The sequence below is a fragment of the Micromonospora sp. B006 genome, from assembly GCF_003408515.1.
In the GTDB taxonomy this organism is placed as follows: Bacteria; Actinomycetota; Actinomycetes; order Mycobacteriales; family Micromonosporaceae; genus Micromonospora; species Micromonospora echinospora_A.
In genome coordinates, this window is record NZ_CP030865.1 from 535827 (window position 1) to 561993 (window position 26167).

The 26167-nt window shown below is 71.8% G+C and carries 28 protein-coding genes and 1 pseudogene; 15 read left to right on the forward strand and 14 right to left on the reverse strand.

Annotated elements, in window-relative coordinates:
• Positions 1-32 precede the first annotated feature (32 nt).
• Positions 33-236, reverse strand: coding sequence for a PspC domain-containing protein (locus MicB006_RS02660; protein ID WP_030503550.1), 204 nt, complete (start codon positions 234-236; stop codon positions 33-35).
• A 935-nt stretch (positions 237-1171) separates the two neighbouring features.
• Here MicB006_RS02660 and MicB006_RS02665 point away from each other — a divergent pair.
• The 6 genes from MicB006_RS02665 to MicB006_RS02690 all read left to right on the forward strand — a co-directional run bounded on the left by MicB006_RS02665 (position 1172) and on the right by MicB006_RS02690 (position 9964).
• Positions 1172-2542, forward strand: coding sequence for an L-serine ammonia-lyase (locus tag MicB006_RS02665; RefSeq protein WP_116503608.1), 1371 nt, complete (start codon positions 1172-1174; stop codon positions 2540-2542).
• Positions 2543-2607: 65 nt separating this feature from the next.
• Complete coding sequence (locus MicB006_RS02670) at positions 2608-3435, forward strand: ABC transporter permease (protein WP_030503548.1); 828 nt, start codon at positions 2608-2610, stop codon at positions 3433-3435.
• Positions 3432-4178 (forward strand): ABC transporter ATP-binding protein, encoded by a 747-nt coding sequence (locus tag MicB006_RS02675; RefSeq protein WP_192900256.1) that lies wholly within the window; start codon positions 3432-3434, stop codon positions 4176-4178. The genes MicB006_RS02670 and MicB006_RS02675 overlap by 4 nt, the downstream gene beginning before the upstream one ends.
• Positions 4179-4306: 128 nt before the next feature.
• Positions 4307-6295, forward strand: coding sequence for a DUF5941 domain-containing protein (locus tag MicB006_RS02680; protein ID WP_116511113.1), 1989 nt, complete (start codon positions 4307-4309; stop codon positions 6293-6295).
• 16 nt (positions 6296-6311) lie between these two features.
• Positions 6312-8495 carry a bifunctional glycosyltransferase family 2 protein/CDP-glycerol:glycerophosphate glycerophosphotransferase gene (locus MicB006_RS02685; RefSeq protein WP_116503610.1) on the forward strand — a complete coding sequence of 728 codons (2184 nt, stop codon included), beginning with the start codon at positions 6312-6314 and terminating at the stop codon, positions 8493-8495.
• Positions 8496-8653: 158 nt separating this feature from the next.
• Positions 8654-9964, forward strand: coding sequence for an ABC transporter ATP-binding protein (locus tag MicB006_RS02690; protein ID WP_116511115.1), 1311 nt, complete (start codon positions 8654-8656; stop codon positions 9962-9964).
• A gap of 47 nt (positions 9965-10011) precedes the next feature.
• Here MicB006_RS02690 and MicB006_RS02695 read toward each other — a convergent pair whose 3' ends face one another.
• On the reverse strand, positions 10012-10359 hold the full coding sequence (locus tag MicB006_RS02695) for a hypothetical protein (protein ID WP_073825983.1): 348 nt from the start codon (positions 10357-10359) through the stop codon (positions 10012-10014).
• A 436-nt stretch (positions 10360-10795) separates the two neighbouring features.
• On the opposite strand from MicB006_RS02695, the gene MicB006_RS02705 reads away from it, so the two are divergent.
• Both MicB006_RS02705 and MicB006_RS02710 read left to right on the forward strand, forming a co-directional pair.
• Complete coding sequence (locus tag MicB006_RS02705) at positions 10796-11596, forward strand: helix-turn-helix transcriptional regulator (RefSeq protein WP_116503612.1); 801 nt, start codon at positions 10796-10798, stop codon at positions 11594-11596.
• On the forward strand, positions 11587-11775 hold the full coding sequence (locus MicB006_RS02710; protein ID WP_116503613.1) for a DUF397 domain-containing protein: 189 nt from the start codon (positions 11587-11589) through the stop codon (positions 11773-11775). Before MicB006_RS02705 ends, MicB006_RS02710 begins: the two co-directional genes overlap by 10 nt.
• A 27-nt stretch (positions 11776-11802) precedes the next feature.
• Here MicB006_RS02710 and MicB006_RS32175 read toward each other — a convergent pair whose 3' ends face one another.
• Both MicB006_RS32175 and MicB006_RS32180 read right to left on the reverse strand, forming a co-directional pair.
• Entirely contained in the window at positions 11803-12204 is a 402-nt protein-coding gene (locus MicB006_RS32175; RefSeq protein ID WP_370013461.1) for a nuclear transport factor 2 family protein, read from the reverse strand.
• Positions 12187-12894 (reverse strand): annotated as a pseudogene (locus tag MicB006_RS32180) (AAA family ATPase); the annotation flags it as partial. The gene MicB006_RS32175 and the pseudogene MicB006_RS32180, both read right to left, overlap by 18 nt.
• Here MicB006_RS32180 and MicB006_RS02720 point away from each other — a divergent pair.
• The gene (locus MicB006_RS02720; protein WP_116503614.1) at positions 12893-13849 is read left to right on the forward strand and encodes a sulfotransferase; all 957 of its coding nucleotides are present in this window, start codon (positions 12893-12895) and stop codon (positions 13847-13849) included. The pseudogene MicB006_RS32180 and the gene MicB006_RS02720 overlap by 2 nt on opposite strands.
• Positions 13850-13919: 70 nt before the next feature.
• Here the strand turns inward: MicB006_RS02720 and MicB006_RS02725 are convergent, their stop codons facing one another.
• Together MicB006_RS02725 and MicB006_RS02730 are read right to left on the reverse strand one after the other, a co-directional pair.
• The gene (locus MicB006_RS02725; RefSeq protein WP_116503615.1) at positions 13920-14444 is read right to left on the reverse strand and encodes a hypothetical protein; all 525 of its coding nucleotides are present in this window, start codon (positions 14442-14444) and stop codon (positions 13920-13922) included.
• Positions 14445-14531: 87 nt separating this feature from the next.
• The gene (locus MicB006_RS02730; protein ID WP_192900178.1) at positions 14532-15710 is read right to left on the reverse strand and encodes a Fic family protein; all 1179 of its coding nucleotides are present in this window, start codon (positions 15708-15710) and stop codon (positions 14532-14534) included.
• Positions 15711-15841: 131 nt separating this feature from the next.
• On the opposite strand from MicB006_RS02730, the gene MicB006_RS02735 reads away from it, so the two are divergent.
• From MicB006_RS02735 to MicB006_RS02745, 3 genes are read left to right on the forward strand one after another with little or no spacing between them, the layout of a single operon-like run.
• The gene (locus tag MicB006_RS02735) at positions 15842-16309 is read left to right on the forward strand and encodes a DUF4442 domain-containing protein (RefSeq protein WP_116503617.1); all 468 of its coding nucleotides are present in this window, start codon (positions 15842-15844) and stop codon (positions 16307-16309) included.
• 47 nt (positions 16310-16356) lie between these two features.
• Positions 16357-17109, forward strand: a complete 753-nt coding sequence (locus MicB006_RS02740; RefSeq protein WP_116503618.1) for an HAD family phosphatase — start codon at positions 16357-16359, stop codon at positions 17107-17109.
• Positions 17106-19475, forward strand: coding sequence for a glycoside hydrolase family 65 protein (locus MicB006_RS02745; protein WP_116503620.1), 2370 nt, complete (start codon positions 17106-17108; stop codon positions 19473-19475). Before MicB006_RS02740 ends, MicB006_RS02745 begins: the two co-directional genes overlap by 4 nt.
• 41 nt (positions 19476-19516) lie before the next feature.
• Here MicB006_RS02745 and MicB006_RS02750 read toward each other — a convergent pair whose 3' ends face one another.
• The 3 genes from MicB006_RS02750 to MicB006_RS02760 all read right to left on the reverse strand — a co-directional run bounded on the left by MicB006_RS02750 (position 19517) and on the right by MicB006_RS02760 (position 20467).
• Complete coding sequence (locus MicB006_RS02750) at positions 19517-19696, reverse strand: hypothetical protein (protein ID WP_116503622.1); 180 nt, start codon at positions 19694-19696, stop codon at positions 19517-19519.
• Positions 19697-19757: 61 nt separating this feature from the next.
• Complete coding sequence (gene trxA / locus MicB006_RS02755) at positions 19758-20105, reverse strand: thioredoxin (protein ID WP_116503624.1); 348 nt, start codon at positions 20103-20105, stop codon at positions 19758-19760.
• On the reverse strand, positions 20075-20467 hold the full coding sequence (locus MicB006_RS02760) for a MerR family transcriptional regulator (protein WP_030503529.1): 393 nt from the start codon (positions 20465-20467) through the stop codon (positions 20075-20077). Before MicB006_RS02760 ends, trxA begins: the two co-directional genes overlap by 31 nt.
• A 103-nt stretch (positions 20468-20570) precedes the next feature.
• On the opposite strand from MicB006_RS02760, the gene MicB006_RS31775 reads away from it, so the two are divergent.
• Together MicB006_RS31775 and MicB006_RS02765 are read left to right on the forward strand one after the other, a co-directional pair.
• Positions 20571-20780, forward strand: coding sequence for a hypothetical protein (locus MicB006_RS31775; RefSeq protein ID WP_161565906.1), 210 nt, complete (start codon positions 20571-20573; stop codon positions 20778-20780).
• On the forward strand, positions 20773-21426 hold the full coding sequence (locus MicB006_RS02765; protein ID WP_116503625.1) for a dienelactone hydrolase family protein: 654 nt from the start codon (positions 20773-20775) through the stop codon (positions 21424-21426). The genes MicB006_RS31775 and MicB006_RS02765 overlap by 8 nt, the downstream gene beginning before the upstream one ends.
• Before the next feature lie 121 nt (positions 21427-21547).
• Here the strand turns inward: MicB006_RS02765 and MicB006_RS02770 are convergent, their stop codons facing one another.
• Positions 21548-22702, reverse strand: coding sequence for an AI-2E family transporter (locus MicB006_RS02770; protein ID WP_116503627.1), 1155 nt, complete (start codon positions 22700-22702; stop codon positions 21548-21550).
• Between the two features lie 129 nt (positions 22703-22831).
• On the opposite strand from MicB006_RS02770, the gene MicB006_RS02775 reads away from it, so the two are divergent.
• On the forward strand, positions 22832-23014 hold the full coding sequence (locus tag MicB006_RS02775) for an antitoxin (protein WP_073825939.1): 183 nt from the start codon (positions 22832-22834) through the stop codon (positions 23012-23014).
• A gap of 76 nt (positions 23015-23090) precedes the next feature.
• Here MicB006_RS02775 and MicB006_RS02780 read toward each other — a convergent pair whose 3' ends face one another.
• From MicB006_RS02780 to MicB006_RS02795, 4 genes are all read right to left on the reverse strand, one after another.
• Positions 23091-23699 (reverse strand): C39 family peptidase, encoded by a 609-nt coding sequence (locus tag MicB006_RS02780; RefSeq protein WP_116503629.1) that lies wholly within the window; start codon positions 23697-23699, stop codon positions 23091-23093.
• Positions 23700-23843: 144 nt separating this feature from the next.
• On the reverse strand, positions 23844-24254 hold the full coding sequence (locus MicB006_RS02785) for a pyridoxamine 5'-phosphate oxidase family protein (RefSeq protein ID WP_116503631.1): 411 nt from the start codon (positions 24252-24254) through the stop codon (positions 23844-23846).
• 22 nt (positions 24255-24276) lie between these two features.
• On the reverse strand, positions 24277-24612 hold the full coding sequence (locus MicB006_RS02790) for a DUF1232 domain-containing protein (RefSeq protein ID WP_073825929.1): 336 nt from the start codon (positions 24610-24612) through the stop codon (positions 24277-24279).
• Positions 24613-25254: 642 nt separating this feature from the next.
• Complete coding sequence (locus tag MicB006_RS02795; protein ID WP_116503633.1) at positions 25255-26088, reverse strand: hypothetical protein; 834 nt, start codon at positions 26086-26088, stop codon at positions 25255-25257.
• Positions 26089-26167: the final 79 nt, after the last annotated feature.

The window sequence follows — 26167 nt, forward strand, 5'->3', positions numbered from 1 at the left end:
GCGTGTGTGCCGGTGTCCCGGCTCGTGTCGCGTCAGCGGGTGGCGAGGTAGCGGTCCTCGTTCGGCATCAGGACCCACAGGATCAGGTAGATGATCACCTGCGTGCCGGGCAGCAGCAGCGACAGCAGGAACAGCAGCCGGACCATGCCGGCCGACATGCCGAACCGCTGTCCCAGGCCGGCGCAGACACCGGCGATCATGCGCCCCTGGCGGGGCCGGACCAGTTTGCGACTCATCGTCGTCTCCCACTTCTGCGGCGATCCGCCGCGCTGATTCCACGGTAGAAAGGGGTGCGCGCCGCGCCCTCGGCCCCGAGGATGATCGGCGACCCGGGCACCCGTAGGTGCATACCCCGGACCATCCCCATCGACTCGCCCGCGAAGATCCCCCGCCCGCCGCAGCCCGGCGTCCACGGTCACGCCGCTCCTTCGGCGGGGCCGCCCCGCTCCCCGCCCCGCTCCCCGCCCCGCTTTCCGCCACGTTGGGACGGGTCGGAAACGCCGGTGCCCGCTCAGCAGGGCCACGCCGCCGAGCCGCGCCCGTCCTCCCCGCTCCTGCTCCTGCTTCCGCTTCCGCTTCCGCTTCCGCTTCCGCTTCCGCTTCCGCTTCCGCTTCCGCTTCCGCTTCCGCTTCCGCTTCCGCTTCCGCTTCCGCTTCCGCGATCTTGCACTTGAGGCCCCGGTCGCGCCCCATTTGCGGTGGATTGACGGGGCCGGAAGTGCAAGATCGCGCGAGGGTGGGGGTGGTGTGCGGGCGGGGGCGTCGTTCGGGTGGGTGTTGCGTCGAGTGCTTTCCGTGTGGCGAGACGGGTGTTTCGGTGGGTGGGATTGGTGGAGATCTTGGTAGGAAATGGCCCCTATGAGGGCCGTTTCCTACCAAGATCTCTCGGGGTGGTTGCGGGGTGCGGCGATCTTGGAGTTGTGGCAGGTTGCGAAAGCCGTAAAACCGTCCATCCTGGGTGCCACAACTCCAAGATCGACGGGGGAGCGGGGCGGGTGGTCGCTGCGGCGGGCGTGCGGCGGAGTGGGGGCGGGTATTCACGAGGACGGGGTAGGCTCGCCGGTCGGGCGCCCCCACCCCGGGCGCCGGCCGTCCACCTGCCTGGCGGGTACGGCAACCCACGCACCGGCTCGGATCCGCACAACGGGGACGACGGCGAGGAAAGCAGCACATGATCAGTGTTTTCGATCTTTTCAGCGTCGGTATCGGGCCGTCCAGCTCGCACACCGTCGGGCCGATGCGGGCCGCCCGTACGTTCGTGGCGGGCCTGAAGGCCGACGGGCAGCTCGCCGACGTGGCGCGCGTACGGGCGGAGCTGTTCGGCTCGCTCGGCGCGACCGGGCACGGGCACGGCAGCGGCCAGGCGGTGCTGCTGGGGCTGGAGGGCGAGGTCCCGGAGACCGTCGACACCGACTCGGTGGGGCCGCGTGTGGAGCGGATCCGCACTCAGCGGCGGCTCGACCTGTTCGGCAGCCAGGGGATCGACTTCGACCCGGACGCCGACCTGGTGCTGCACCGCCGGCGCTCGTTGCCGTACCACCCGAACGGGATGACGTTCGCGGCGTACGACGCGGCCGGGAACGAGGTGCGGACGCGCACGTACTACTCGGTGGGTGGCGGCTTCGTGGTGGACGAGGAGGCGGCCGGGGCGGACCGGATCAAGGCGGACGCCACCCGGGTACGGCATCCGTTCCTCACCGGCGCGGAGCTGCTCAAGGTCACCACCGAGACCGGGCTGTCGATCAGCGAGGTGATGCTCGCCAACGAGCTGTCCTGGCGCAGCGAGGCGGATGTCCGCGCGGGACTGCTGGAGATCTGGCGCGTGATGCGCGAGTGCGTGGAGAACGGCTGCACGCGTGACGGCGTACTCCCGGGTGGGTTGAAGGTCCGGCGGCGCGCGGCCGAGATGCGGCGCAGCCTGGAGGCGGAGACCGGCAGCCAGGACCCGCTGCGCGCGATGGACTGGGTGACGTTGTTCGCGCTGGCGGTCAACGAGGAGAACGCGGCCGGCGGGCGGGTGGTCACCGCGCCGACGAACGGCGCCGCCGGGATCATTCCGGCCGTGCTGCACTACTACACCCGGTTCGTGCCGGGCGCCTCCGAGGAGGGCGTGGTCCGGTTCCTGCTGGCCGCCGGTGCGATCGGCGTGCTGTTCAAGGAGAACGCGTCGATCTCCGGCGCCGAGGTGGGCTGCCAGGGCGAGGTGGGTTCGGCGTGTTCGATGGCGGCGGCCGGGCTGGCCGAGGCGCTCGGCGGTACGCCGGAGCAGGTGGAGAACGCCGCCGAGATCGGCATGGAGCACAACCTGGGGCTGACCTGCGACCCGGTGGGTGGTCTGGTGCAGATCCCGTGCATCGAGCGCAACGCGGTGGCCAGCATCAAGGCGATCACGGCGGCCCGGCTGGCGTTGCGTGGCGACGGGGTGCACCACGTGTCGCTGGACAAGGTCATCAAGACCATGCGGGAGACCGGCGCGGACATGAAGGTCAAGTACAAGGAGACCGCGCGGGGCGGGCTCGCCGTCAACGTGATCGAGTGCTGACTCCGTTGGGGTGATCCGGCGCGGACAGCCGTCGCGCGGGTACGGGAAGGCGCGACCATGGTGCGGTGACGTCAGGCGTCGCGGCGCTCTGGTCCGCCCGCACCTCGCTGCGCATCCTGGTCCGGCGGGATCTCGCGGTGAAGTACCAGCAGTCGGTGCTGGGCTACTTCTGGTCGTTGATCGAGCCGCTCGGCATGGGCCTGATCTACTGGTTCGTCTTCGGCGTGCTCTACTCCGGCGCTACCCGGCGGCACCTGGGCGAGGCGGCCGGGTCGTACCCGCTGTTCCTGATCACCGGGATCTTCGCCTGGATGTGGGCGAGTTCGGCGCTGACCGAGGCCGCGAACGCGCTCACCGGGCAGTCCCGGCTGATCACCACGATGAACCTGCCCCGGCCGATCTTCCCGATCGGGCGGGTCACCGGTCGCTTCGCCGAGTATCTGGCCGGGCTGCCGATCCTGGTCGCCGTCGCGGCGATCTACGCGAGCCAGGGGAAGATCCGCCCCGGGTGGAGCCTGCTGGCCCTGCCGCTCGCGGTGGCGGTGCAGTTCGTGCTGCTGGTGGGCCTGGCGCTGCTGCTGTCGGCGGGCAACGTGCTGATGCGCGACATCGAGCGCACCATGCGGCTGATCATCCGGCTGTTGTTCTACGCGACGCCGATCATCTATCCGCTCGACCTGGTCCGGGAGTCGGGCATGCCGGGCTGGCTCAAGATCGGGTACGAGCTGAACCCGCTGGTCGGGATCTTCCAACTGCACCACGCGGTCTGGTACCCGGACGAGTTCCCGGACGCCCGGCTGCTCATCATCACGGTGTCCGGCAGCGTGGCGGTGCTGGCGCTGGGCTGGTGGGCGTTCCACCGCCTCGAGCCGGCAGTGCTGAAGGAACTCTGATGGCTCCGATCATCGAGGCGGACGGGCTCGGCATCCGGTTCGTCCGCAACCGGCGCCGTCAGCTGCGGCTGCGGGAGCTGATCGTGCACCGGGGGGCCCGCGATCCGGACGCCGGCCGGTTCTGGCCGTTGCGCGACCTGTCGTTCCGGGTCGAGCCGGGCGAGACGGTGGGCGTGGTGGGGCGCAACGGCACCGGCAAGAGCACGCTGCTGCGGCTGATCGCCGGCGTGCTCATCCCGGACGAGGGCTCGATCCGGGTGCACGGCCGGGTGGCGCCGCTGCTCGAACTGTCCGCCGGGTTCTCCGGTGACCTGACCGGCCGGGAGAACCTGTACCTGGTGGGCGGGCTGCACGGACTGTCGTCGGCGTACCTGCGGGAGCACTTCGACGAGATCGTCTCGTTCGCCGGTGAGCAGGTGGAACGCGCCATCGACACGTCCGTGCGGCACTACTCGTCGGGGATGAAGGTGCGGCTGGGCTTCGCGGTGATCGCGCATCTGCCGCACCCGGTGCTGCTTGTGGACGAGGTGACAGCGGTCGGGGACGCGGAGTTCCGCGCGAAGTGCTATGCGACCATCGAGCGACTTCTCGCGGAAGGGCGCACGCTGGTGCTGGTGTCACACAACGACAAGGACCTCACCCGGTTCTGCAGTCGAGGGCTCTACCTCGACGCCGGACGGCTGATCGTCGACGGGACGATCGACGAGGCGCTGGCGGCCTACGCCGACGCGGCGAAGCGGTGACGCTCGCGATCGTGCTCGCCGCCGACCCGGCGGCGGGCCACCTCAACGAGCCGTCGAGCCGGCCGACCGACCCGGGCCGCCCGAGCGAGCCGGCGGGCCGACTCGAAGGGGAATCGCTCGCCGAACGCCTGGCGGCGCAGTGGCGCCGGGCCGGGGCGGACGACGTGCGTATCGCCGCCGACCTGGCCGAACTGGCCGACCTGGTGGCCGCCGCGACCGGCCCGGTGCTGGTGAGCGGCGCGGACCTGGTGGCGCACACGGCCGTACTCAGGCACCTCGCGACCAGCCCGGTCGGGCCGACGGTGGCGCTGGTGCTCACCGATCCGCCCGCTCCCGGGCAGGCCACCGTGCGCGAGGAACGCGGCCAGGTGGTCGAGGTCGACGCCGCCGACGCGAGCGGCGTGTTCGGCGGTGCACTGCGGGTGGGCGCGGCCGACCTGCCGGCGCTCGCCGACGCCGCCCGCCGCGCCGCAGGCATCGCGCCGGATCCGGCCTCCGCGCCGGACGCGCGACTCAACGACCCGGCGTCCGTGCCCAGCGCGCGACTGACTGATGCGGCTTCCGCACCGGACACGCGCCCGACCGACGCGGCGTCCGCGGCGGGCGTCGGCGCCGCCGGGGGCGGGCCGCTGGGCGCGGTGGACCGGCTCGTGGCCGACCTCGCCGCGCGGGGCACACTGATCTTCGCCCAGCGGGTACGTCTGCTCGTGGCGCACCGGGTCGGCGACGAGGCGCAGCGGGCAGCGGCCGAGGCGGCGGTGGCCGCTGTCGACGAGGACCGGGCCGAGTTGAAGCTGTCGGTGAAGGAGCGGGACGACTTCTTCACCACGTTCTTCGTCAGCACCTGGTCCCCGTACGTCACGAAGGCGGCGGCGCGCATCGGGATCGGGCCGACCGGGGTCACCATGATCTCGGTGGCGTTCGCGGTGGCCGCGGCGGTGCTGTTCGGCGCCGGTGGACGGCCCGCGCTGGTGGCCGGGGCGGTCCTGCTCTACCTGGGTTTCGTGCTGGACTGCGTGGACGGGCAGCTCGCCCGCTACACCCGGCACTTCAGCGCCTGGGGCGGCTGGCTGGACACGATGGCCGACCGGTTCAAGGAGTACGTGGTCTACGCCGGTCTCGGTTTCGGGGCCACGCACGCCGGGTTCCGGTACGGCTGGGCGCTGGCGCTCGCAGCGATGACGTTGCAGACCGTGCGGCACATGACAGACACCTGGTACGGGGCGCTGCACGACGAGGCGGCCCGGCGGCCGAAGGTGGTGACCGCTGACGCGGGCGGCATCGGCGGGAAGCTGAACGCCGCGTCGACGCGGGTGCAGGCGGACACCGGGTCGGTGTCGTACTGGCTGAAGCGCACTGTGGTGTTCCCGATCGGGGAGCGGTGGGCGCTGATCGCGATCGCCGCCGCGCTGTTCGGGCCGCTGGTGGCGCTGGTCGCGGTGCTGGTCTGGGGTGCGCTGGCGTTCGCGTACACCGGGGGGTTGCGGACCTTGCGGGCACGCTGGATGCGGGTGCCGGTGATGGCCACTGTGGACGCGGCTCTGCACCGTGACGACGGCGTGCTGGCGCGGACGCTGCCGACCACGCGGCGGCCACTGCTGCTGGCGGTGCTCGGCGCGCTCGGCTCGGCGGGGACGCTGGTGTGGGCGCTGCTCGCGGTGCACGGCGGCGGCGACCTGCCGGTCTTCGTGCCGGTGCTCGCGCTGGTGCTGCTGCTGGGCGCCGCGCAGGCTTCGCGGGCGCCGCACGACGGGTCGCTGGACTGGCTGGTGCCGGCCGCGTTGCGGGCCGCCGAGTACCTGTTCGCCATCGCCATGGGGGTGGCGGGCCGGGCGCCCGCGTGGCTGATCTTCGGGTACGTGCTGGTGCTGACGCTGCACCACTACGACCTGACCGCCCGGCTGGAGAAGCGGCAGTCGGCGCCGCCGCTGCACGCCGCCACGCTGGGCTGGCCGGGGCGTTCCCTGCTGCTGGCAATCGGGCTGATCGCCGGATATGCGAGTATCGCTCTGGCTACACTCGGTGCGTACCTTCTCGTGGTTTTTGTCGCGAGCGTGGTCCTCGCCTGGGTGGTCCTGCCGGCCCGCGCCCGTGGGGGTGTGCGCTCGCCGGGCTGACGGAGGGCGGGCCGGGGTGACCTTGATCAGCTTCGTCGTACCGGCCTTCAAGGTGCAGGGCTACCTGCGGGAGTGTCTCGACTCGATCCTCGACCAGCCGTTCGGGGACATCGAGGTGATCGGTGTCGACGACGCCTCCCCGGACGACAGCGGCGAGATCCTGGCCGAGTACGCGCTGCGCGACCCCCGCGTGCGCCCGGTGCGCCTCGCCGAGAACGTCGGGCTCGGTCCGGCCCGCAACATCGGGCTGGACCGGGCCGTCGGCGAGTACGTGTGGTTCGTCGACGGAGACGACTGGCTGGTGCCCGGCTGCCTGCCGCACGTCGCCGACCGGCTCCGCGACACCGCGCCGGACGTGCTGATCGTGGACCACGTCCGGGCGCACTGGAACAACATCGGCACCCGCAGCGCGATGCGCGACGTGTTCCCGGTGCCGCCGGGCGCGACGACGTTCGCGCTGCGGGACCGGCCGGAGACGCTGAAGCTGCTGCACACCGCGTGGAACCGGTTGGTGCGGCGGGAGTTCCTGATCGAGCGCGGCCTGCGCTTCGAGCCGGGCTGGTACGAGGACGTCTCGTTCAGCTATCCGGCGCTGATGGCCGCCGGGCGGATCGGCGTACTCGACCGGATCTGCCTGAACTACCGGCAGCGCCGCACCGGCGCGATCACGAAGACCCGCGGGGACCGGCACTTCGAGGTCTTCGCGCAGTGGCACCGGGTGTTCGGGCTGATGGACCGCTGGAGGGTGACCGGGCTGCGGCCGGCGGTCTTCGAGCGGATGATCTGGCACTACCTCACGGTGCTCGGCAACGGCGACCGGATCGCGCCCGAGCTGCGGGCGCCGTTCTTCGCCCAGATGCACGCCGACTACGTGCGGTTCCTGCCGCCCGAGGGCTATCCGGTCCCGCCCGGCCCGGAAGGGCTCAAGCACCGGCTGGTGGCGGCCGGCCGATGGCGGACGTTCAGCGCGTTGCGCGAGGCGCACCAGGCGACGGAGACGACCCGGCGGACCGCGCGGCGGGCCCGGCGACGGATCACGCCGGTGGTGCGGCGTACCGCCCGGCGGGCCCGTGACCTGGCGCTGGGCGAGTACTACCGGGCCGAGCTGCACCGGCCGATCGACCCGACGCTCGCCGTGTACGCGGCCTACTGGTACCGGGGTTACGCGTGCAACCCGGCGGCGATCTACGAGGCGGCCCGCCGGCTCGCGCCGCAGGTGCGTGGCGTGTGGATCGTCCGCCGCGACCGGGTGGCCACGTTGCCGCCCGGCGTCGAGTACGTGGTGGCCGGCACCCGCGAGTACCACCGCGTCCTGGCCCGGGCCCGCTGGCTCGTCAACAACGTGAACTTCCCGGACTTCGTCCGCAAGCGGCCCGGTTCGGTGCACGTGCAGACCCACCACGGCACGCCGGTCAAGGTGATGGGCCTGGATCAGCAGCGCTACCCGGTGGGCGCGGTGGGGATGAACTTCGCCGGCCTGCTGCGCCGGGTGGACCGCTGGGACTACAGCATCACGTCGAACAGCTTCTCGACGCAGATGTGGGAGCGGGCGTACCCGGCGGACTACACCACGCTGGAGGTCGGCTACCCGCGCAACGACCGGCTGGCGCTGGCCACCGCCGAGGACCGCGGCCAGGTCCGCGCCGCGCTGGGCATCGCACCCGACGAGTACGTGGTGCTGTACGCGCCGACGCACCGGGAGCACCTGCCCGGGTGGCGGCCGCCGTTCGACCCGGACCGGATGCTCGACGTCCTCGGGCCCCGGGGCCGGCTGCTGATGCGCAGCCACTACTTCCACGACCGGGAGCGGCACCCCGGGGGACCGGCGGCGGACGGCGTGCTGGACGTGAGCGCGTACGACCGGGTGGAGGACCTCTACCTGGCGGCGGACGTGCTGATCACCGACTATTCCTCGGCGATGTTCGACTACGCGGTGCTGGACCGGCCGACAGTGGTCTACGCGCCGGACTGGGACGCCTACCGGGTGGCCCGTGGTGTCTACTTCGACCTGCTGGCCGAGCCGCCGGGCGCTGTCGCGCTGGACTTCCCCGGGCTGCTCGACGTGTTCCGTTCCGGCGCTGTCGACGACGAGGCGGCCGAGCGGGCCCGGACGGCGTTCCGGGCGCGGTTCTGCGCCCTGGACGACGGGCACGCCGCCGAGCGCGTGGTGCGTCGCGTGTTCCTCGGCGAAACGCCGTAAAAGCGGCTACTCGCCGGTCACTTAACCGTCGAGCCCGGCGAACACCGCTTAATAGGACTGTCACGAGCCGAACATGGCACGTTTACCCGATGTGCGGATCAGATGATCCTGGTCACAGTCATTCCCGGGTTTGGGGAGAGAAAACTGGGGAGGTGGCGGTGGCTACCGTCGCGCTCAAGGATGTCACCAAGGTGTTCCCGGACGGAACGGTCGCGGTCGACACCATCAATCTGGACGTCAACGACGGCGAGTTCATGGTGCTGCTCGGCCCGTCGGGCTGCGGGAAATCGACAGTACTGCGCATGGTCGCCGGGCTGGAGGACCCGTCCTCCGGCGCGATCATGCTGGGTGGTGAGCTGGCGAACGACCTGCCGCCACGCGACCGGAAGATCGCCATGGTCTTCCAGGACTTCGCGCTCTATCCGCACATGACAGTCGGCGACAACATCGGCTTCCCGCTGCGGCTCTCCGGGGTCGAACCGGCGCCACGCGGCGAGCGGATCCAGGACGTGGCGAGCGCGCTCGGCATCGGCGACGTCCTCGCGCGCAAGCCCAGCCAGCTCTCCGGCGGCCAGCGGCAGCGGGTCGCCATGGGGCGGGCGATAGTGCGCCGGCCCGGCCTGTTCCTGATGGACGAGCCGCTGTCGAACCTGGACAGCGGACTGCGCGCCGAACTGCGCGCCGAGATCTCCGGCCTCACCCGCGAACTCGGCGTCACCACCATCTACGTCACCCACGACCAGGCCGAGGCGCTGACCATGGCCGACCGCGTGGCGATCATGCGCAAGGGCGTGCTCCAGGACGTGGGCACCCCCACCCAGGTGTACGGCCGTCCGGCCACGCTCTACGTCGCCGCGTTCCTCGGCAGCCCCCGGATGAACCTGCTGGAGGCGTCGGTCTACGTCCACCTCGACCGGTACGTCGCGCTGAACCTCGGTGAGCAGTCGCTTTATCTGCCCTGGGACGACATCCGCAGCCGGGCGGTGGCGCACTACCACGGTGAGCGGATCGTGGTCGGCATGCGGGCCGAGGCGCTCACCCCGGTCGCCCCGGACACCGCCGGTGACGTGCTGCACGGGCGCATCCGCTACCTGGAGCACCACGGGCACGAGTCGCTCGCGTTCCTCGACATCGGCGCCACCGCGATCGTCGTGGACGAGATGGGCACCGCTGTCGAGCAGGCCGCACCGGGCCAGCGCGGCCTGCGCCGGTTCAACCAGGTGATGCAGCGGCTCACCGGGCGCGCCACGGAGTCTTCCGCGCCCGCCCCGGAACCGGGCGGCGGCGGCAACCGGACGAGCGTGCTGCCCGACCCGGGCCGCCACCACCGTCGTCCGGCGGAACTGGCGGTGCGGCTGGCGCCGTACCCGCAGGTGTCGCCCGGGCACCCGCTCGCGGTGCAGGTGCGGATGGACGCGCTGCACTTCTTCGACGAGCGAGGCGACCGTATCGACGTCGGCTGGCGGTGAAAGGAGGGGCACCCTGTTAACGCCTCCGGTAGAGGAAGGGCCCCTTATTAACAACCGCCGCCCGGAGGGACGGGCCGGTGACGGCGGTACGGGCCCCAGCCGACGAAGCGGGCGAACATGTCGGCCGGGGCAGGCGCGTCGTTCGGGTTGAGCCGGTAGAGGTCGCGCGTCGCCTCGTACAGCAGCCCGCACAGGTAGATGGACAGCCCGATCCGGTTGTCCTCGTACTCGCTGCGCAGCAGCAGGCGGGCCGTCGGGCACGGCCACGGCTGCCCGCACGCCCGGCAGCACCACATCGGACGCAACGGCGTGTGCGGGGTGGCGTGCAACGGGTACGGCCGGGGGCGATCCGGCGTCGGCCCGTCCGGCGGCTGCCCGAGCTGGTGGCTGATCATCGAGGCTCCTCGTGGTGGCCGCCATGCCGGCGCCGCTCCGGGTGAGCGCCGTCGCCGGGCCGCTTTCCGGCGTCGCCTCCCCGCTGCTCCGGGACTGACCAGCGGCCGCCGTTCGCCCGCCACTGCTGGGCGGGGGTGAGGTTGCCGACCCGGCCGGGACCCATCGTCGGGAGTGGACGTGTGGGTTGCCGCATCCACTCCGGCAGGTTGTCGCCCCGTACCCGCTGGGGCAGTGTCGGTGCCGACGCACCCCGGCAGCGGAACCAGCGCAGTCGCACGGCGCAACTCCTCTCGGTAGCGGGAATCGGACGAATTCGATTCCACTGCGTGACAGTCTCGTCACCGCGCCGCTAGGGTCGGAAGGCGTTCCACCCCCACCTTCCTGGCCGTCCTACCGGCCGTCTTTCCGTGTGCAGCCGTGTGCAGAGGTGTGCAGATGATCCGTGTGCCGTTGTGGGAACTGTTCGCCGGTGAGCTGCGCCGGTTACGTACCGATGCGGGGTTGACCCAGGAGGCGCTCGGCGAGCGGGTGAGCTATTCGGCGTCGCTGGTGGCGGCCGTCGAGCAGTGCCGCCGCGCGCCGCGCGCCGAGTTCACCGAGCGCTGCGACGAGGTGCTGAACGGCGGTGGCCTGCTGGTGCGGATCCGGGACGCGCTGATGCAGGAGGCGCTGATGCCGTGGTTCCGCGAGTGGGTGAGCATCGAGCAGGAAGCGACGGCGTTACGCAGTTACGAGCCACTGGTGGTGCCCGGATTGCTCCAGACCGAGGGGTACGCCCGCGCGCTCTACGAGGGAGCCGCGCAGTTCGTCGGCGAGGCTGTCGAACAGCAGGTGGCCGCCCGGCTGGCCCGGCAGGCGGTGCTGGACGGCCCGACCCCGCCGCAATTCGTGGTGGTGCTCGACCACTCGGTGCTGGCTCGCCCGGTCGGCGGACCGAAGGTGATGCGGGAGCAGTTGGAGCACCTGATCGAGATGGCACGGCGGCCCCGGGTGCACCTGCACCTGGTGCCGGAGACGGTCGGGGCCTATCCAGGGCTCAACGGCGCTTTCGTGCTCGCCACCCCGGCCGACGGTGACGACCTGGGCTACCTCGATAACCCGTTGCACGGCACAATCGTGGAGCGCACGGTGGACGTGAACTCACTGCGGCAGACGTGGGAGTCCATACGCGCGGAGGCGATGCCGCACGGGGCGACCCTGGCGGCGATCTCGGAGGCGGCGAAGCGATGGAGTTGACCGGCGCGATCTGGCGCAAGAGCACCCGCAGCAGCGGTAACGGCGGCAACTGCGTCGAGGTGGCGGACAATCTGCCCGGCGTGGTGGGGGTGCGGGACAGCAAGGACCGGCAGGGGCCGGCCCTGACGTTCACGCCGTCGAGCTGGGCGGCGTTCGTCGCGTACGCCAAGCGGGGTTAGGCAGCGACCGTCGGCGGCGGTCCGCCGTCACGGCGCGAACGGCCACTCCTCGAACGACAGGCACCGGCCGTCCTCGGCGAACCGCATGATCCAGAGGTCGCGCCACTCCTGGTGGACGGGGTCGCCGTACCGGACATGCACCCGTGCCACAGCGGTGTCGCCGTCGACCGCGACGACCTCCGAGGTCATCTGGAAGACCTCGTCGGGTCCGTCGCGCTCGCTGTCCCACATGCGGACGATGGCGGGCAGGCCGACCACCGGATCCCGGTACGGCCCCTGCTGGTAGCTCGCGTCGGGCGTGAACATCGTGCCGAGCGTCGCAGTGCCCGGTGTGCGCCACGCCTGTTCGTAAGCCGCGATCCAGGCGGCCACCCGATTCCTGTCCATGGCTGCCAGCCTGCCATCCCCGCCCGCCCGGGTCTCCCACATCGGCCGCCCCGGGTCGTCGTTGTGCACGACGACGTCGGCGTGCTCGGCCGGGCGGGCAGTGGCGAAGTAGAGCCGCTGGGCGGGAAGGTAACGCTCCCGCCAGCGCCGTTCGACGTCGGCTCTCGTTGCCACGCGGCTCTCGCGGATCACGGCACGGTCCACCGTCTTGTCGAGCGCGGTGGACACGAAGACGCGCAGCTCCCACCGGTCGACCAGTTCCGGGCGGAGGAGGAAGACACCGTCGAACACCAGCACGGCGTCCGCCGGGGCGGTCGTGGGCGGCAGGGACAGCACCGTATCCGTGGTGTGGTCGTAGACCGCGTGCCGGAAGCGCCGGTCGCCGCCCGGGCCGAGCGGATCGAGCAGCACCCGGTTCAGCGACCGGTGATCGTGGGTGTCGACGTAGCAGCCCTCGGCCGAGAACTCGCCGCGCCGGTAGCGCTGGGCCCGGGGGAAGAGGAAATCGTCGACCGTCGCACGGATGACGTACCGGCCCCTGGCGCGCAGGACGGCGGCCAGCTCGTCGGCGAGCGTCGTCTTGCCGGCGGCGGGCGGCCCGTCCACCGCGACCCGGGTCGGGTGCGACACGTTGACGGACCCGACCGCGTCGGCCAGGAGGCCGATCAGCTGATCGCGGCGAGGATAAATGGATTGCCCCTGCGCCGGGCCGGGAGTTTCACTGCCGTCCATGCCGTCCCCCTCACCGGTCTTCGTCGCGGGCACAGGCCGTTCCGGCACCTCGCGGATCGCCGACGTCATCGGCCAGCACCCGCTGATCCACCGGATCCCGATGGAGACCAAGTTCATCGTGGAACCGGGTGGCCTGCGGGATCTGGCCGACGCGCTCACCGAACGGTACGACCCCATCGTCGGCGAGGACGCCCTGCACCGGCTGAGCGACTTCCTCACCGTACGGGTGCCCGGACGGCGTGACGACCGTGGCAAGACCGTGCCCGAACTGGTCGGCGAACGGCGCTACCGGGACGCCGTACACCAGCTCTGGCCGCAGGTGATCGCGCACGCCTTCGAGGAGCCCGCGCCCGCGGAGGGCTTCGGCGACGGCGACCGGCCCGCCGGACCGTTCGGGCCGGCCAGCCGCCGACGGGTCGTCCCGAGGTACTTCCGCGACCGGGCCGAGCTGATCGCCGTCCTGCGCGGCCTGGTCGACACGCTGTTCGGCGGGGCGGCGGCCGACGCGGGCAAGCCGACCTGGTGCGAGAAGACGCCGTTCAACCTCTTCGCCATGGACTTCCTCTGGGAGTTGTTTCCCGAGGCGACGATCGTGCACATCAAGCGGCACCCGGTCTCGGTGCTCGCCTCCCACCTGGCCCAACCGTGGGCGCCGTCCACGGTCGACGGTGCGCTGGCCTACCTCGTGCCGATCTACCAGCGGTGGCTGACCTGGAAGAACTCCGCCGACCTGACGAGCCGGCGGTACGTCGAGGTGAGGGCGGAAGACCTCGCTGCCGACTGGCCCGGGCAGCGGCGGGCCCTGTTCGAACGGCTCGGCGTCGAGGACGCCGTCACCGCGTCGACGTTCCAGGCGGACAAGCTGGCGCACCGCGACGACCAGTTCGACGCCGTCACCCGCGCGTTCGTCGAGCGGGAACTGGGCGACATCGTCCCCGCGATGGGATACGAGTGACGGCCGCGACGTCGAGGGCTGGCTCTGGCGTCCGGAGCTGACCGGCCCGATCAGGTGATGCGGCTCCGGATCACGCCTTGCGGCGCAGTTCGCGGAGCACGCCGTGCCGGCGGAGCGCCCACGCCAGGCGCCGCGCGCTCGGGTGCCGGACGAACAGCACCGCCGCCCGGCGGACCAGCCCGAACCGGTTGTCGCTCACCTGGTCGTCGACCGCCCGCCAGATCAGCCCCCGTACGTCGGCGCTGTCCAGCATCGCCCGCACCTCGTGGCGTACCCGGGGGTCCTCGGCCGCAGTCGTGACGGCGGTGACCAGGCCGGGCCGGTAGGCGAGCGGTTCCACCGCCGCGGCGACGAGCGGCCGGCGTACGGTGTCCCGCTCCAGCAGCAGCAACACCGCCTCCCGGACCTCGGTGCTGTCGAGCCCGGATCGCAGCAGGCCCAACGCGCTCCGCTCGACCTCGCGGTCGCGGTCCGGAAGGGACAGCGCGGCCAGCAGCACTGTCACCTCGTCGAGGTCGACGAGGTGACGCAGGCCGTCGCGGAACTCCGGCAGCGCCCACGCCACCGTCAGCCCGCGCGCGAGATCGCGGTTCATGGGCCACTCGCTACCCGGAGTCGGCAGCCGCCGAAACGCCGCTGGACTGATCCACCGGGCCGGACAGCGCCGTGAAATGGACCGTGGTTACAACCGTTCACCTGGCCTGGTCGTCGTAGCAGCCTCGGTCGCGAGAATGATAGGCATGGACGGATAAGGATCCCTGATCGGTTTGCGCTCCGCGCGTGCTCGTTCCCGCACCACGGCCAGCGTGGGGCCGGCCACGTAATGCCTGCCCCGCCGCTCACCTCGTGCTTCCAGAAGGCCCTGCTCGACAAGGCTGGCCAGATCCCGAGATGCGGTCCTGTCCTCGACATCGGCAAGTTTGACGTACCCGGAGCGACGGATGCGGTAGCCCAGGACTGCCTCGTAGAGCAGATCGGTCACCCGCTCAGGGAGCCTGTTCTCAGCAACGATCGCGTCCAACTCCGACCAGATGCCGGATGCCTCCTCGAAGCGGCGAGCGACGGTCTGCGCCTGCATGTGATGGGCGCGCAGGTTGAACGACACCCAGAGATACGCCGATCCTTCGGGGTTCCAGCGGCCACGTCCGGTAATCGCCAACACCCGGTAGTAGTCCTCGGTGTTGCTGCCCAGCCATTCCTCGATGCTGGAGAAGGCCGGCTCAACGATCGCACGGCGGGAGAGCACCAGCGTCTGAAGGGCGCGTGCCATCCGCCCGTTGCCGTCACGGAACGGATGGATCATCACCAGGTTCAGATGCGCCATGGCTGCTTTGACGAGCGGGGAGGCGGTGACATCCGACCGTAGATCTTCGGTTAGCTCCTCCATGAGGTGAGGCACGTGGTCGGCGTCCGCGCCCTCGTACACCCGCTCATCGGTTCGCTCATCGTGGACGTAGATCGGGCCCTTGCGATATTGCCCCGGGCTCTTGCCCAGATCGTGCGAGAGCATCATGTAGTGCATGCTGCGGATCACCGACGTGTCGAACCGGAAGTGCGGATCCCCGGCGGTTTGCAGCACGTATCCCAGAGCCTGCCGATAGCCCCGGATCTCGGCGAAGGTCCGGTCGTCGGCGCTCAGCGGCTCCTCGCCGTCTAGCGCGGCGGCGGCGTCGTCCTCGGCGACCACGTAGCCCTCGATGCTGTTGGAGCCGATAATCGCGCGGGCCAACATCGTGCGCCGGAGGCCACCGGTCCACCGGCGAGGAGTGCGCAGGACATCGGCGAGCATGCGGCGCATGTCATGCACCTCGGCCAGGACGGTCTCGTCGCGATCGTTGAGTTCTGGGGTGGCGTAGATCATCTCATGTCCCAATGTCTCTTAATAAGAGACAAGGCTAGCGTCAGGCGATGTGGATGTCACTTATTTAGTGACATTCGGCCAACGTGTTCCGGTGTCTTGCCGGGGAAGTTACTGGCGAGTAGCGTTCGGGCATGAGCATCGACTCTCGCCAGGTCGCGGCCGGTATCCTCGACGCCGTGCCGTTCGCCCGCACGCTCGGGATCGAGTTCGTCGAGGTGGCGCCCGAGGCCGAGGGCGGAGTCCGCGTCGTCGCCCGGCTCCCCGACATCGCGGAGCACCACAACCACCTCGGCGGCCCGCACGCCGGGGCCATGTTCACGCTGGGGGAGAGCGCCTCGGGCGCGGTCGTCCTGGCCGCCTTCGGGCACCTCCTCGACCGGGCCGTACCCCTCCCGGTGACCGCCTCCGTCCACTTCCGCAAGATCGCGATGGGGCCGGTGCTGGCGACCGCGCGGCTCGGTGGCGTACCCGCCGAAGTGCTGGCCGAGCTGGACGCCGGGCGGCGGCCCGAGTTCCCGGTCGAGGTCGAGGTGCGCACCGAGGACGGCACGCTCACCTCCTCGCTCACCGTGATCTGGACGCTGCGCCCGAACCGCTGACCCGCGAAGTGTGGTTGCCCGGTGCGGGGCCTGGATAGATTCAAACGATGCTGGGCCTCCCCGCGCACGTGAGCGCGTGTCTCTTCGATCTGGACGGTGTGCTGACGCAGACCGCCAAGGTGCACAACGCCGCCTGGGCGGAGACGTTCGACGCGTACCTGCGGCGACGGTCCGTCGAAACCGGCGAGCCGTTCCAACCGTTCGACCCCGGACCGGACTACAACCGTTACGTGGACGGCAGACCGCGCGCCGACGGGGTGCGCACATTCCTGACCTCGCGCGGCATCACCCTGCCCGAGGGCTCGCCCGACGACCCGCCCGAGGCGGACACCGTCAACGGCCTCGGCAACCGCAAGAACGTCGTCCTGCTCCAGCAGATCGAGCAGCACGGCGTCGAGGCGTACGAAGGTTCGGTGCGCTACCTGGAGGCAGCCACCGCGGCCGGGCTGCGGCGCGCGGTCGTCTCGGCCAGCGCCAACTGCGCCGCCGTGGTGCACGCCGCCGGGCTGGACCACTGGCTGGAGGCGCGGGTGGACGGCGTGATCGCCCGCGCGAACGGGCTGCGCGGCAAACCGGCCCCGGACACCTTCCTGGAAGGCGCGCGGCTGCTCGGCGTCGAACCGTCGCAGGCCGCCGTCTTCGAGGACGCCCTCGCCGGCGTGGCCGCCGGACGCGCAGGCGGATTCGGGTACGTGATCGGCGTCGACCGCGTCGGCCAGGCCGACGAACTGCTCGCGCGCGGCGCCGACGTGGTGGTCACCGACCTCGCCGACCTGCTCGCAGCGGAGCCGGCCGCGTGATCCGGGAACGGGCATACCCGGTCGAGCCCTGGCACGTCCGGGAGGTACGGCTCGACATGGACGTGCTGGCCCAGTCCGAGTCGGTGTTCGCGCTCTCCAACGGGCACATCGGGCTGCGCGGCAACCTCGACGAGGGCGAGCCGCACGGCCTGCCCGGCACCTACCTGAACTCCTTCTACGAGCTGCGCCCGCTGCCGTACGCGGAAGCCGGCTTCGGCTTCCCCGAGTCCGGGCAGACCATCGTCAACGTCACGAACGGCAAACTGATCCGGCTGCTCGTGGACGACGAACCCCTCGACGTCCGCTACGGCGAGGTGCTCGCCCACGAGCGGGTCCTCGACATGCGCACCGGGACGCTTCAACGCGACCTGCACTGGCGCTCCCCGGCCGGGCGCGAGGTCAAGGTCCGCACCACCCGGCTGGTGTCGTTCACCCAGCGCTCGGTCGCCGCCATCCACTACGAGGTGGAGCCGGTCGACGGGCCGCTGCGGCTGATCCTCCAGTCCGAGCTGGTCGCCAACGAGACACTGCCGCCGCAGAGCCGCGACCCCCGGGTCGCAGCCGTGCTGGAGTCACCGTTGCAGGCCGAGGAGGAGCTGACCACCGACGACGGCGGCCTGCTCATCCACCGGACCAAGGTCAGCGGCCTGCGGGTCGCCGCCGCCATGGGCCACGACGTGCACGGCCCCGAACGCACCACGATCGAGAGCGAGGGGTACGAGGACTGGGTCCGCACCACCATCGGCTGCGTGCTCAAGCCCGGCGAGAAGCTGCACGTGATCAAGTACCTCACGTACGGCTGGTCCAGCCGCCGGTCGCTGCCGGCCCTGCGCGACCAGGTCGGCGCGGCGCTCGCCGCGGCCCGGCTCGACGGCTGGGACGGGCTGCGCCGGGCCCAGCGGGAGTACCTCGACGCGTTCTGGGACGCCGCTGACGTGCGGGTCGAAGGCGACCCGGAGGTCCAGCAGGCCGTCCGGTTCGGCCTCTTCCACGTGCTCCAGGCCGGCGCCCGGGCGGAACGGCGGCCGATCTCCGCCAAGGGCCTCACCGGCCCCGGGTACGACGGCCACGCGTTCTGGGACACCGAGATGTTCGTGCTGCCGGTGCTCACGTACACCCAGCCCGGCGCGGTCCGCGACGCGTTGCAGTGGCGGTACGACACGCTGGCCCAGGCCCAGGAACGGGCCCGCACGCTGAACCTCGAAGGCGCCGCCTTCCCCTGGCGCACCATCGAAGGGCCGGAGTCGTCGGCGTACTGGCCGGCCGGAACCGCCGCGTTCCACATCGCCGCCGACGTCGCCGACGCGCTGCGCCGCTACGTGCTGGTGACCGGCGACGAGGCACTGGAACGCGAGATCGGGCTGGAACTGCTTGTCGAGACCGCCCGGCTCTGGCGCTCGCTCGGCCATCACGACCGGGCCGGGCGGTTCCACATCGACGGCGTGACCGGCCCCGACGAGTACACGGCGGTGAAGAACGACAACGTCTACACCAACCTGATGGCGCAGCGGAACCTGCTCACCGCCGCCGACTGCGCGATGCGCTACCGGGACCAGGCCCTCGACCTCGGCGTCACCGAGGAGGAGGCCGCCGCGTGGCGGGACGCCGCGAACGACATGCACGTCCCGTACGACGTCGAGACCGAGGTGCACGAGCAGGTCGAAGGGTTCACCCGGTTCCAGGAGTGGGACTTCGCGCACACGCCGCCGGAGAAGTACCCGCTGCTGCTGCACTACCCGTACTTCGACCTCTACCGCAAGCAGGTCGTCAAACAGGCCGACCTGGTGCTGGCCATGCACTGGCGGGGCGACGCGTTCAGCGCCGCCGAGAAGCTGCGCAACTTCGTCTACTACGAGCGGCGCACCGTACGCGACTCGTCGCTGAGCGCCTGCACCCAGGCGGTGCTCGCGGCCGAGGTCGGCCAGCTCGAACTGGCCCACCGCTACCTGCGCGAGGCCGCGCTGATGGACCTGCACGACCTCAACGAGAACACCCGCGACGGCGTGCACATGGCGTCCCTGGCCGGCGCCTGGATCGCGCTCGTCGCCGGATTCGGCGGACTGCGGGACCACGACGGGACGCTCTCCTTCGCGCCCCGGCTCTCCAGCCGCCTCAGCCGACTGGAGTTCTCACTCCAGTGGCGCGGGATGCGACTGCGTGTCGACGTGCGGCCGCACCAGACGACGTACTCGCTGCGCAACGGCGGCCCGGACACGGTGGTGGAGCTGCGACACCACGGCGAGCCGCTGCGGGTCACCTCGGCGCAGCCGGTCACCGTGCCGATCCCGCCCGAGCACCCGAGCGAGCCGCAGCCGGAGCAGCCGCAGGGCCGCGCGCCGCTCATGCACCTGCCGGAACGCATGTAGCGGTCCCGCCACGACGGGCGGGACCGCTACGTACGCGTACCTCAGAACTGGCGGCCGTTCGACGGACGCCCGCCGGCGTCGCGCGGCGCCGTGGCCCGCGGGTCGTCGGCGGTACGCGCCGTCGCGGCGCGGTCGGCCCACTCCGGCGAGCCCTCAAGCTCCTGCTTGCGGCGCTCCTGGTCGGTGAGTTCCTGTTCCCGGGACCTGTCCTGTTTCGCCATGACGATCCTCGCGATCCGTCGGGGTCCGTGGTCACCCCGCGCGTTCCCGCCCGGCGGCGGATCAACCGTCCAGGTGGCGGGCGAAGCTGCGCCGCAGGTGGTCCTTGGGGCGGGAGCCGACGATCGAACCGATCACCTCGCCGTCCCGGAACACCAGCATCGTCGGGGCGGACATGATCCGGTGGGCGCGGGCGGTCGCCGGGTTCTCGTCGGTGTTGAGGGTGACGAAGCGCAGCGCGTCGCCGAACTCCTCGGCCAGCTCGGCCAGGTGCCTCGACACCACCCGGCACGGCGGGCACCACTCGGCCCAGAAGTCGACCACCACCGGCCGGTCGGCGGCCAGCACGGTGGCCGCGAAAGTGTCGTCGGTGACCGGAGTCAGCCGGCCGGTCCCCGTGTCCTGAGGCATGTTTCCTCCCGTTGGGCGATCGCGTGGGCGAGCTGGTCGTGCAGGCGGCGGCGGACGTCGCCGAGCCGGTCGAGGTAGTCGTCCACCTCGGCGAGCTTGCGCCGCAGCACCGCCACCGAATCGGGGCAGACGTCACCGGAGTCGTTACCGGCACGCAGGCAGGCGACGAACGGACGGATGTCGTCCAAGCCGAAACCGATCGCCAGCAGGGACCGGATCTCGCGGACGACGCGCAGTTCCGCCTCGTCGTAGACCCGGTACCCGTTGGCGGACCGGCCCGGCCGGACCAGGCCGTGGGTCTCGTAGTAGCGCAGGGTGCGGGTGCTCGTACCGGCCCGCCGCGCCAGCTCCCCGATCCGCATCCGCCGCCCCCCGTCCCTGCCTGTGGGTCGACGCTAAACCTTGCCGCCGACGTCAACGCAACCCCGCACCCGTCGGCGTCCCCGCAGGCTGTCCCCGTCGATCATGAAGTTGACGGCGTTGTGGATCTCCAAATCTGCCGCCAACTTCATGATCGACCCTGTAGCGGCGGGGTTGGGGTGGCGTCCCCCGTGGTTCTTCCCGGATGGCGTGATCATGAAGTTGGCGGGGTGGGGAAGCGCTTTCTGGGCCGTCAACTTCATGATCGTGCGGCTGGGGGGTATCGGGTGGGCGGGGGTGGAGGGATATGCGTGAGGTTTCGGTGCCTGTGGTGGACGCAGGGCTCGTCGGGGATGTCAGCGTGCCCGGCAACGCCGGTGGGGTGGTGCTGTTCGCGCACGGGAGCGGCAGCTCGCGGCACAGCCCGCGCAACATGGCCGTCGGGCGCGCGCTCAACGACCGTGGGCTGGCCACCGTGCTGGTCGACCTGCTGACCCCCGACGAGGAGGCGCGGGACGAGGTCACCGCCGAGCTGCGCTTCGACATCGGGATGCTGGCCGAGCGCCTGGCCGGGATCGTCGACTGGATGGGCGCCGACCCGGAGCTGGGGCAGCTCCCGGTCGGGCTTTTCGGGGCCAGCACCGGCGCCGCTGCCGCCCTGGTCGCCGCGGCGGCCCGGCCGGACCGGGTGGGCGCGGTGGTCTCCCGGGGCGGCCGGCCCGACCTGGCCGGCAGCTCACTGACCGGGGTACGCGCACCGACGCTGCTGCTCGTCGGCGGCCTGGACGAGCAGGTGATCGTGCTCAACGAGCAGGCCCAGGACGCGCTCGGCGAGGTGGCGGAGCTGCGGATCGTGCCCGGCGCCACGCACCTGTTCGAGGAGCCCGGCGCGCTGGAGCAGGTGGCCGAACAGGCCGGCACCTGGTTCACCACCCACCTGCGCCAGCCGCACCCCGCCTGAGCGCTGTGCCGCCCGCACGACCGGCGGCCGGCCGACCCTCGTCCAGCGGCTTCGACGGCCCGGCTCAGCTCGCGGCCTCGACGGCGCGGCTGTCATGCTGCGGCTTTCGACGGCCCGGCTGTCAGCCTGCGGCTTCGACGGTGCGGCCGGGTCCGGCAGCCGGGCCGGGACCGATTGCGCGCCTCGCCGCGGCGGCGCGGTGTCGCTGCACGGTGTCCAGAACCCGCCAGAGCACCGCCGCGATCGGCACCGACACGAACGCGCCGGCCACCCCGGCGACCAGCGTGCCGGCGGTGACCACCACCAGGATGACGGCCGGGTGCAGCTGCACCTGCCGCCGCATCACCAGTGGTTCCAGCAGGTTGCCCTCGATCTGCTGGACGGCGATCACGGCGGCGAGCGTGAGCAGGGCGGTGGTGGGGCCGTTCGCGGCCAGCGCGACGAGCACCGCCACCGCGCCGGCCACCGTGGCGCCGATGATCGGCACGAAGCCGCCGAGGAACGTGATCAGGGCGAGCGGCAGGGCCAGCGGGACACGCAACACGATCAGCGCCAGCCCGATGCCGATGGCGTCGATCGCCGCGATGATCATCGTGCCCCGGCTGTACGCGCCGAGCGTGCGCCAGCCGGCGCGGCCCGCCTCGGCGGTCAGCTCCCGGCGCGGGCCGGTCAGCCGGCGCAACACCCAGTGCCACATCGAGCGGCCGTCCTTGAGCAGGAAGAACAGCAGCACCAGCGCGAGCAGGGTCGCGCCGGCCACCTCGGCGACCTTGCGCGCACCGGCCACCGGGTCGGGAGCGCCGCTGCTCAGGCCCTGCCGGATCTGCTCCACCAGCCGGTCGAGCTGCTGGTCGGTGACCGGCAGGCTGGAGGTGACGAAGTCCCGGGTGCGTTGCAGACCCTCGTCGAGCTGCTGGCTCAGCTCGCTGAACTGGCTCGCGGTGAGATTCCAGACCAGGACACCGGCGCCGCCCAGGATGCCGAGCAACAGCAGGATGCTGAGCAGCGCGGCGAGCCCGGCCGGCACCCGCAGCCGGCGCAGGCGTACCAGCACCGGGTCGAGCAGCGCGGCGAGGAACAGCGTGCCGGCCAGCGCGACCGCCAGCGGCGCGAGCAGCACCGCGATCTGCCCGAGCAGCCACAGCCCGGCGGTCACCACCAGGAGGCAGGCGCTCCAGGTGACAGCGGTCCGCACCGGCCAGGGCAGTCCCGCCCAGGTCTGCCGCGGGCCGGTCGTCGGTGCCGGCCGCGTCGGCTCGGATCCATCAGCGTCCACGTCGCCTCCTCGATCGTGGCCGTTGGTACCCGACGGACGTCGATCCGACACCAGGGCGGTAATGGCCCACCCGGTGTTTGTGCCCCCAGCCCCAGGGAAGGCTTCCAACGTATCGAAGGGAGATCCGACATGAGTGACTTCATGGACAAGGCGAAGGACTTCGCCGACAAGCATGACAAGCAGGTCGACCAGGGCATCGAGAAGGCTGGCGACGCGGCCGACAAGCGCACCGGCGGCAAGTACGACAACCAGATCGACAAGGGCGTCGACGCGGCGCAGCAGCGGACCGGCGAGGGTGACACCGGGCGCTGACCCCGTACACCCGCTCCGGCGCCGGACACGACGGCGGCCACGCCCCCTCGGGAGCGTGGCCGCCGTGGCGTCGGGGTCAGGAGCTGTAGCCGCGTCCGGCGATCCAGTTGGCCAGCTCGGTCACGTCCATCCAGTACGTCGGCGTGTCCGGCCGGGCCGGGTCGGCGATGAGGACGGTGTCGACGTCGCCCTCGTACCGCACCACGGTCAGGTAGTGGCCGGGGTAGCTGTGCTCCACGCCGTCGATGTCCCGGGCGCCGCCCAGGATGTTCGCCACCACCGGCCGGTCGTCGTCCACTGCGGCCCGGATGTCCGCGCGTAGGCGTGCGACCTGCTCCGGCGTGGCCACGTCGTCGCGGATCTCGGTGGTCCGGTACTTGCCTCCGGTGTACTCGTTGAGCACCCGGGTGATGTCGATGGCGGAGTCGGTGCCGTTCTGGGTGGTGCCCAGCTTCACGGCCAGCTCGTCCTGGCTCACGTCCCTGCCCTCGGCCGAGAGCGCGATGCGGGCCGAGGCGGGGCCACAGTAGAAGAAGTTCGGCTGGGCCTGGTACTCGTAATCGGCGGTGCGGTCACCCTTGCCCTTGACCGGGGCCGCGTGGGCGGCGGCCGGGCCGGCCACAGCCCCGCCGGCAGCGGCGAGGCCGGCGACGGAGAGCACGCACTTGCGGATGATCGGGTTCATGTCGAGGCTCCATTCGGGGGTCGGCGCTCCGTGCGGAGACGCGGCACCAGGAGTGGCGCTCGGCGTACGGAGAGTTCAACCGCCCTGCTTCCGGGCCTCATTTCCGGGCGTGACCGGAGCCACCGCGAAACCGGACAGACCGGCTCAGTCGGGCAGGCTGCCCAGGAGCCGGGTGACCGCGATCTCGATGACCACCCGTTCCGGATTCGGACGCGGCGTGCGATAGCGCCCGGCGTACCACCGCTCGGCCTCGGCCACCGAATCCGGGTCCCGGCGCAGCACGGCCCGGCCCTCCACGGTCAGCCACCAGCGGCCGTCGACCTGGCACACGGCCACCGGAGTGCCGTCCGGCCCGGCCGCGACGTGCCGGGCCTTGGCGGACCCCGCGGAGGTGATCACCCGGGCCACTCCGGCCTCCGGGTCGAAGGTCACCCCCACCGGTACGACGTGCGGGGTGCCGTCGGCGCGCAGCGTGGTCAGCGTGGCGAGATGCCGGTCCGCGAAGAAACGGGCCACCCGCCCGTCGTGCGGGTCCAACCGGTGCCGTCCCGCCATGCCGTCTCCTCGCTCGCGTGCCTCATCGACGGGGTGCCGCGCCGGGCGGCAACGCCGGGGCCGGGGACTCCCCGGTGGCCCGCTGCGCGGCGCGGTGCTTGACTGCCAGCCGGCCCAGGTAGAACAGCGCCCCGGCCAGCACGCCCATGTCGTCCAGGTAGATCGGGTCGGGCAGCAGGTCCACCGGCATGATCGTGTAGATCAGCGCGCCGTAGAACGCGACCTTGCCACCGGCGCCGAGCGCGCCGAGCATGCGGCGGGTGCGGACCAGCCGGACGGCGAGCACGACCGCCCCGGCCAGCATGGCCGCCGCGACGACGGCGGCGAGTACGACGAGCACCCAGGATTCGCGGGACACGCCACCACGCTAGCCGAGCCCGGTCGATGCCGCCCGCGGGCGCGGCCGTGGCGCCCTGGGTCGTGGCCGTGACGCCCTGGGTCGTGGCCCGGGGCACCGGACCGCCACTTCGCCGAACTGGCGGCAACGAAGTGGTGCCGACCCAGCCACTTCGCCGAACTGGCGAACCGGGCCGCCATTACCCCGAAGTGGCGGCATTGGAGTGCCCCGGACCTAGCCAGCTCGCCGGGCTGGTGAGCCGGGCGCCACTTCGCCGAAGTGGTGGCAACGACGTGGCGCTGATCCAGCCACCATCCCGATCTGGCGAACCGGGCCGCCACTACGCCGAAGTGGCGGCATTGGAGTGCCCGGAATGCAGCCACTTCGCCGAACTGGCGAACCGGGCCGCCATTACCCCGAAGTGGCGGCAACAGGGTGCCCGGACCTAGCCAGCTCCCCGGGCTGGTGAGCCGGGCGCCACTTCGCCGAAGTGGTGGCAACGACGTGGCGCTGATCCAGCCACCACCCCGAACTGGCGAACCGGGCCGCCATTACCCCGAAGTGGCGGCATCGGAGTGCCCGGAATACAGCCACTTCGCCGAACTGGCGAACCGGGCCACCACTACCCCGAAGTGGCGGCAACGGCTCGGGACGGCGGGGCGCTCAGGCCGCGACGGCCGCCCGTCCCCGGGCCACCGGGCTCAGCTCGCGGGTGATGTCGGCGCCGGCCGTCCCGGTCGGCAGCTCCCGGGTGGTGTCCGGCCCGGCGAACCCGACGATGGACAGCTCCGCCTGCGGCTCGACGACCGGGTGCAGTGCCGCGAACACCTCGTCACGCAGGCTCTGCGCCGCCGCCGCGGCCAGCTCGGCGGCCTGCCAGGCGGCCTGCTCCCGCTGCGTGGCGGCCCGGTGCCGCGCGGCGAGGTTGTCCCGGACCAGCCGGCGCAGCAGCAGCTCCTGCTCCACCGGATGCCGGCTCGGGTCCCAGCCGTTCCCGCCGAGGATGTCGCTGAGCTGCCGCACCGTGATCTCGTTGCGCCACTGGGCGTCCATCGCCGCCCGGTGCAGCCAGCGCTCCCGGTCCGCGTACTCGGCCGGGGTCCGGGCGGTCCGGGGCAGCGGCAGCGCCGCGGCGGCGGCCAGGCGCCGCACGTCGTCCTCCGCCGTCTGGTACGCCTGCCAGGCGGCCTCGGCCTCCTCCTGGGCGGTCAGCCACTCCGCCCGGCTCCGCTCGGCGGTCGCCGCCGCGCGGGCGGCGGCCACCGCCACCTCGTCGGCGTACCGGTCCCGCTCCCGATCCTGTACGCGGGCCCGCTCGGCCTGTTCGATGCTGCTCGGCCGGGCGGCGTCACTGATCCGGTCGACAAGCTCCGAGCGGAACCGGGACGGGCGGACGATCAGGGCGGCGACCACTGTCGCGGCCACGGCGAGCAGAGCCAGCCAGATCACGGCGGCCGCGGGAATGTCGGGCAGGACGGTGGAGAAGACGGTCTGCATTACCAGCACCTCAAGGTGGAACGACTGACGAACAAACGGTTGTGGCCCGGTCGTCCGGGCGGGTGCGCCTCGTGCGGAG

Excerpts from the sequence above, each read along its gene's own strand:
- MicB006_RS02725 (WP_116503615.1), bottom strand. The coding sequence starts at position 14,444 with ATGAACCGCGATCTCGCGCGCGGGCTGACGGTGGCGTGGGCGCTGCCG.
- MicB006_RS02750 (WP_116503622.1), bottom strand. The coding sequence starts at position 19,696 with ATGGCGAAACAGGACAGGTCCCGGGAACAGGAACTCACCGACCAGGAG.
- MicB006_RS02665 (WP_116503608.1), top strand. The coding sequence starts at position 1,172 with ATGATCAGTGTTTTCGATCTTTTCAGCGTCGGTATCGGGCCGTCCAGC.
- MicB006_RS02705 (WP_116503612.1), top strand. The coding sequence starts at position 10,796 with ATGATCCGTGTGCCGTTGTGGGAACTGTTCGCCGGTGAGCTGCGCCGG.
- MicB006_RS02740 (WP_116503618.1), top strand. The coding sequence starts at position 16,357 with ATGCTGGGCCTCCCCGCGCACGTGAGCGCGTGTCTCTTCGATCTGGAC.
- MicB006_RS02660 (WP_030503550.1), bottom strand. The coding sequence starts at position 236 with ATGAGTCGCAAACTGGTCCGGCCCCGCCAGGGGCGCATGATCGCCGGT.
- MicB006_RS02780 (WP_116503629.1), bottom strand. The coding sequence starts at position 23,699 with ATGAACCCGATCATCCGCAAGTGCGTGCTCTCCGTCGCCGGCCTCGCC.
- MicB006_RS32175 (WP_370013461.1), bottom strand. The coding sequence starts at position 12,204 with ATGTGGGAGACCCGGGCGGGCGGGGATGGCAGGCTGGCAGCCATGGAC.
- MicB006_RS02720 (WP_116503614.1), top strand. The coding sequence starts at position 12,893 with ATGCCGTCCCCCTCACCGGTCTTCGTCGCGGGCACAGGCCGTTCCGGC.
- MicB006_RS02795 (WP_116503633.1), bottom strand. The coding sequence starts at position 26,088 with ATGCAGACCGTCTTCTCCACCGTCCTGCCCGACATTCCCGCGGCCGCC.
- MicB006_RS02710 (WP_116503613.1), top strand. The coding sequence starts at position 11,587 with ATGGAGTTGACCGGCGCGATCTGGCGCAAGAGCACCCGCAGCAGCGGT.
- MicB006_RS02775 (WP_073825939.1), top strand. The coding sequence starts at position 22,832 with ATGAGTGACTTCATGGACAAGGCGAAGGACTTCGCCGACAAGCATGAC.
- MicB006_RS02785 (WP_116503631.1), bottom strand. The coding sequence starts at position 24,254 with ATGGCGGGACGGCACCGGTTGGACCCGCACGACGGGCGGGTGGCCCGT.
- MicB006_RS02695 (WP_073825983.1), bottom strand. The coding sequence starts at position 10,359 with ATGATCAGCCACCAGCTCGGGCAGCCGCCGGACGGGCCGACGCCGGAT.
- MicB006_RS02765 (WP_116503625.1), top strand. The coding sequence starts at position 20,773 with ATGCGTGAGGTTTCGGTGCCTGTGGTGGACGCAGGGCTCGTCGGGGAT.
- MicB006_RS02730 (WP_192900178.1), bottom strand. The coding sequence starts at position 15,710 with ATGATCTACGCCACCCCAGAACTCAACGATCGCGACGAGACCGTCCTG.
- MicB006_RS02760 (WP_030503529.1), bottom strand. The coding sequence starts at position 20,467 with ATGCGGATCGGGGAGCTGGCGCGGCGGGCCGGTACGAGCACCCGCACC.
- trxA (WP_116503624.1), bottom strand. The coding sequence starts at position 20,105 with ATGCCTCAGGACACGGGGACCGGCCGGCTGACTCCGGTCACCGACGAC.
- MicB006_RS31775 (WP_161565906.1), top strand. The coding sequence starts at position 20,571 with ATGAAGTTGACGGCGTTGTGGATCTCCAAATCTGCCGCCAACTTCATG.
- MicB006_RS02735 (WP_116503617.1), top strand. The coding sequence starts at position 15,842 with ATGAGCATCGACTCTCGCCAGGTCGCGGCCGGTATCCTCGACGCCGTG.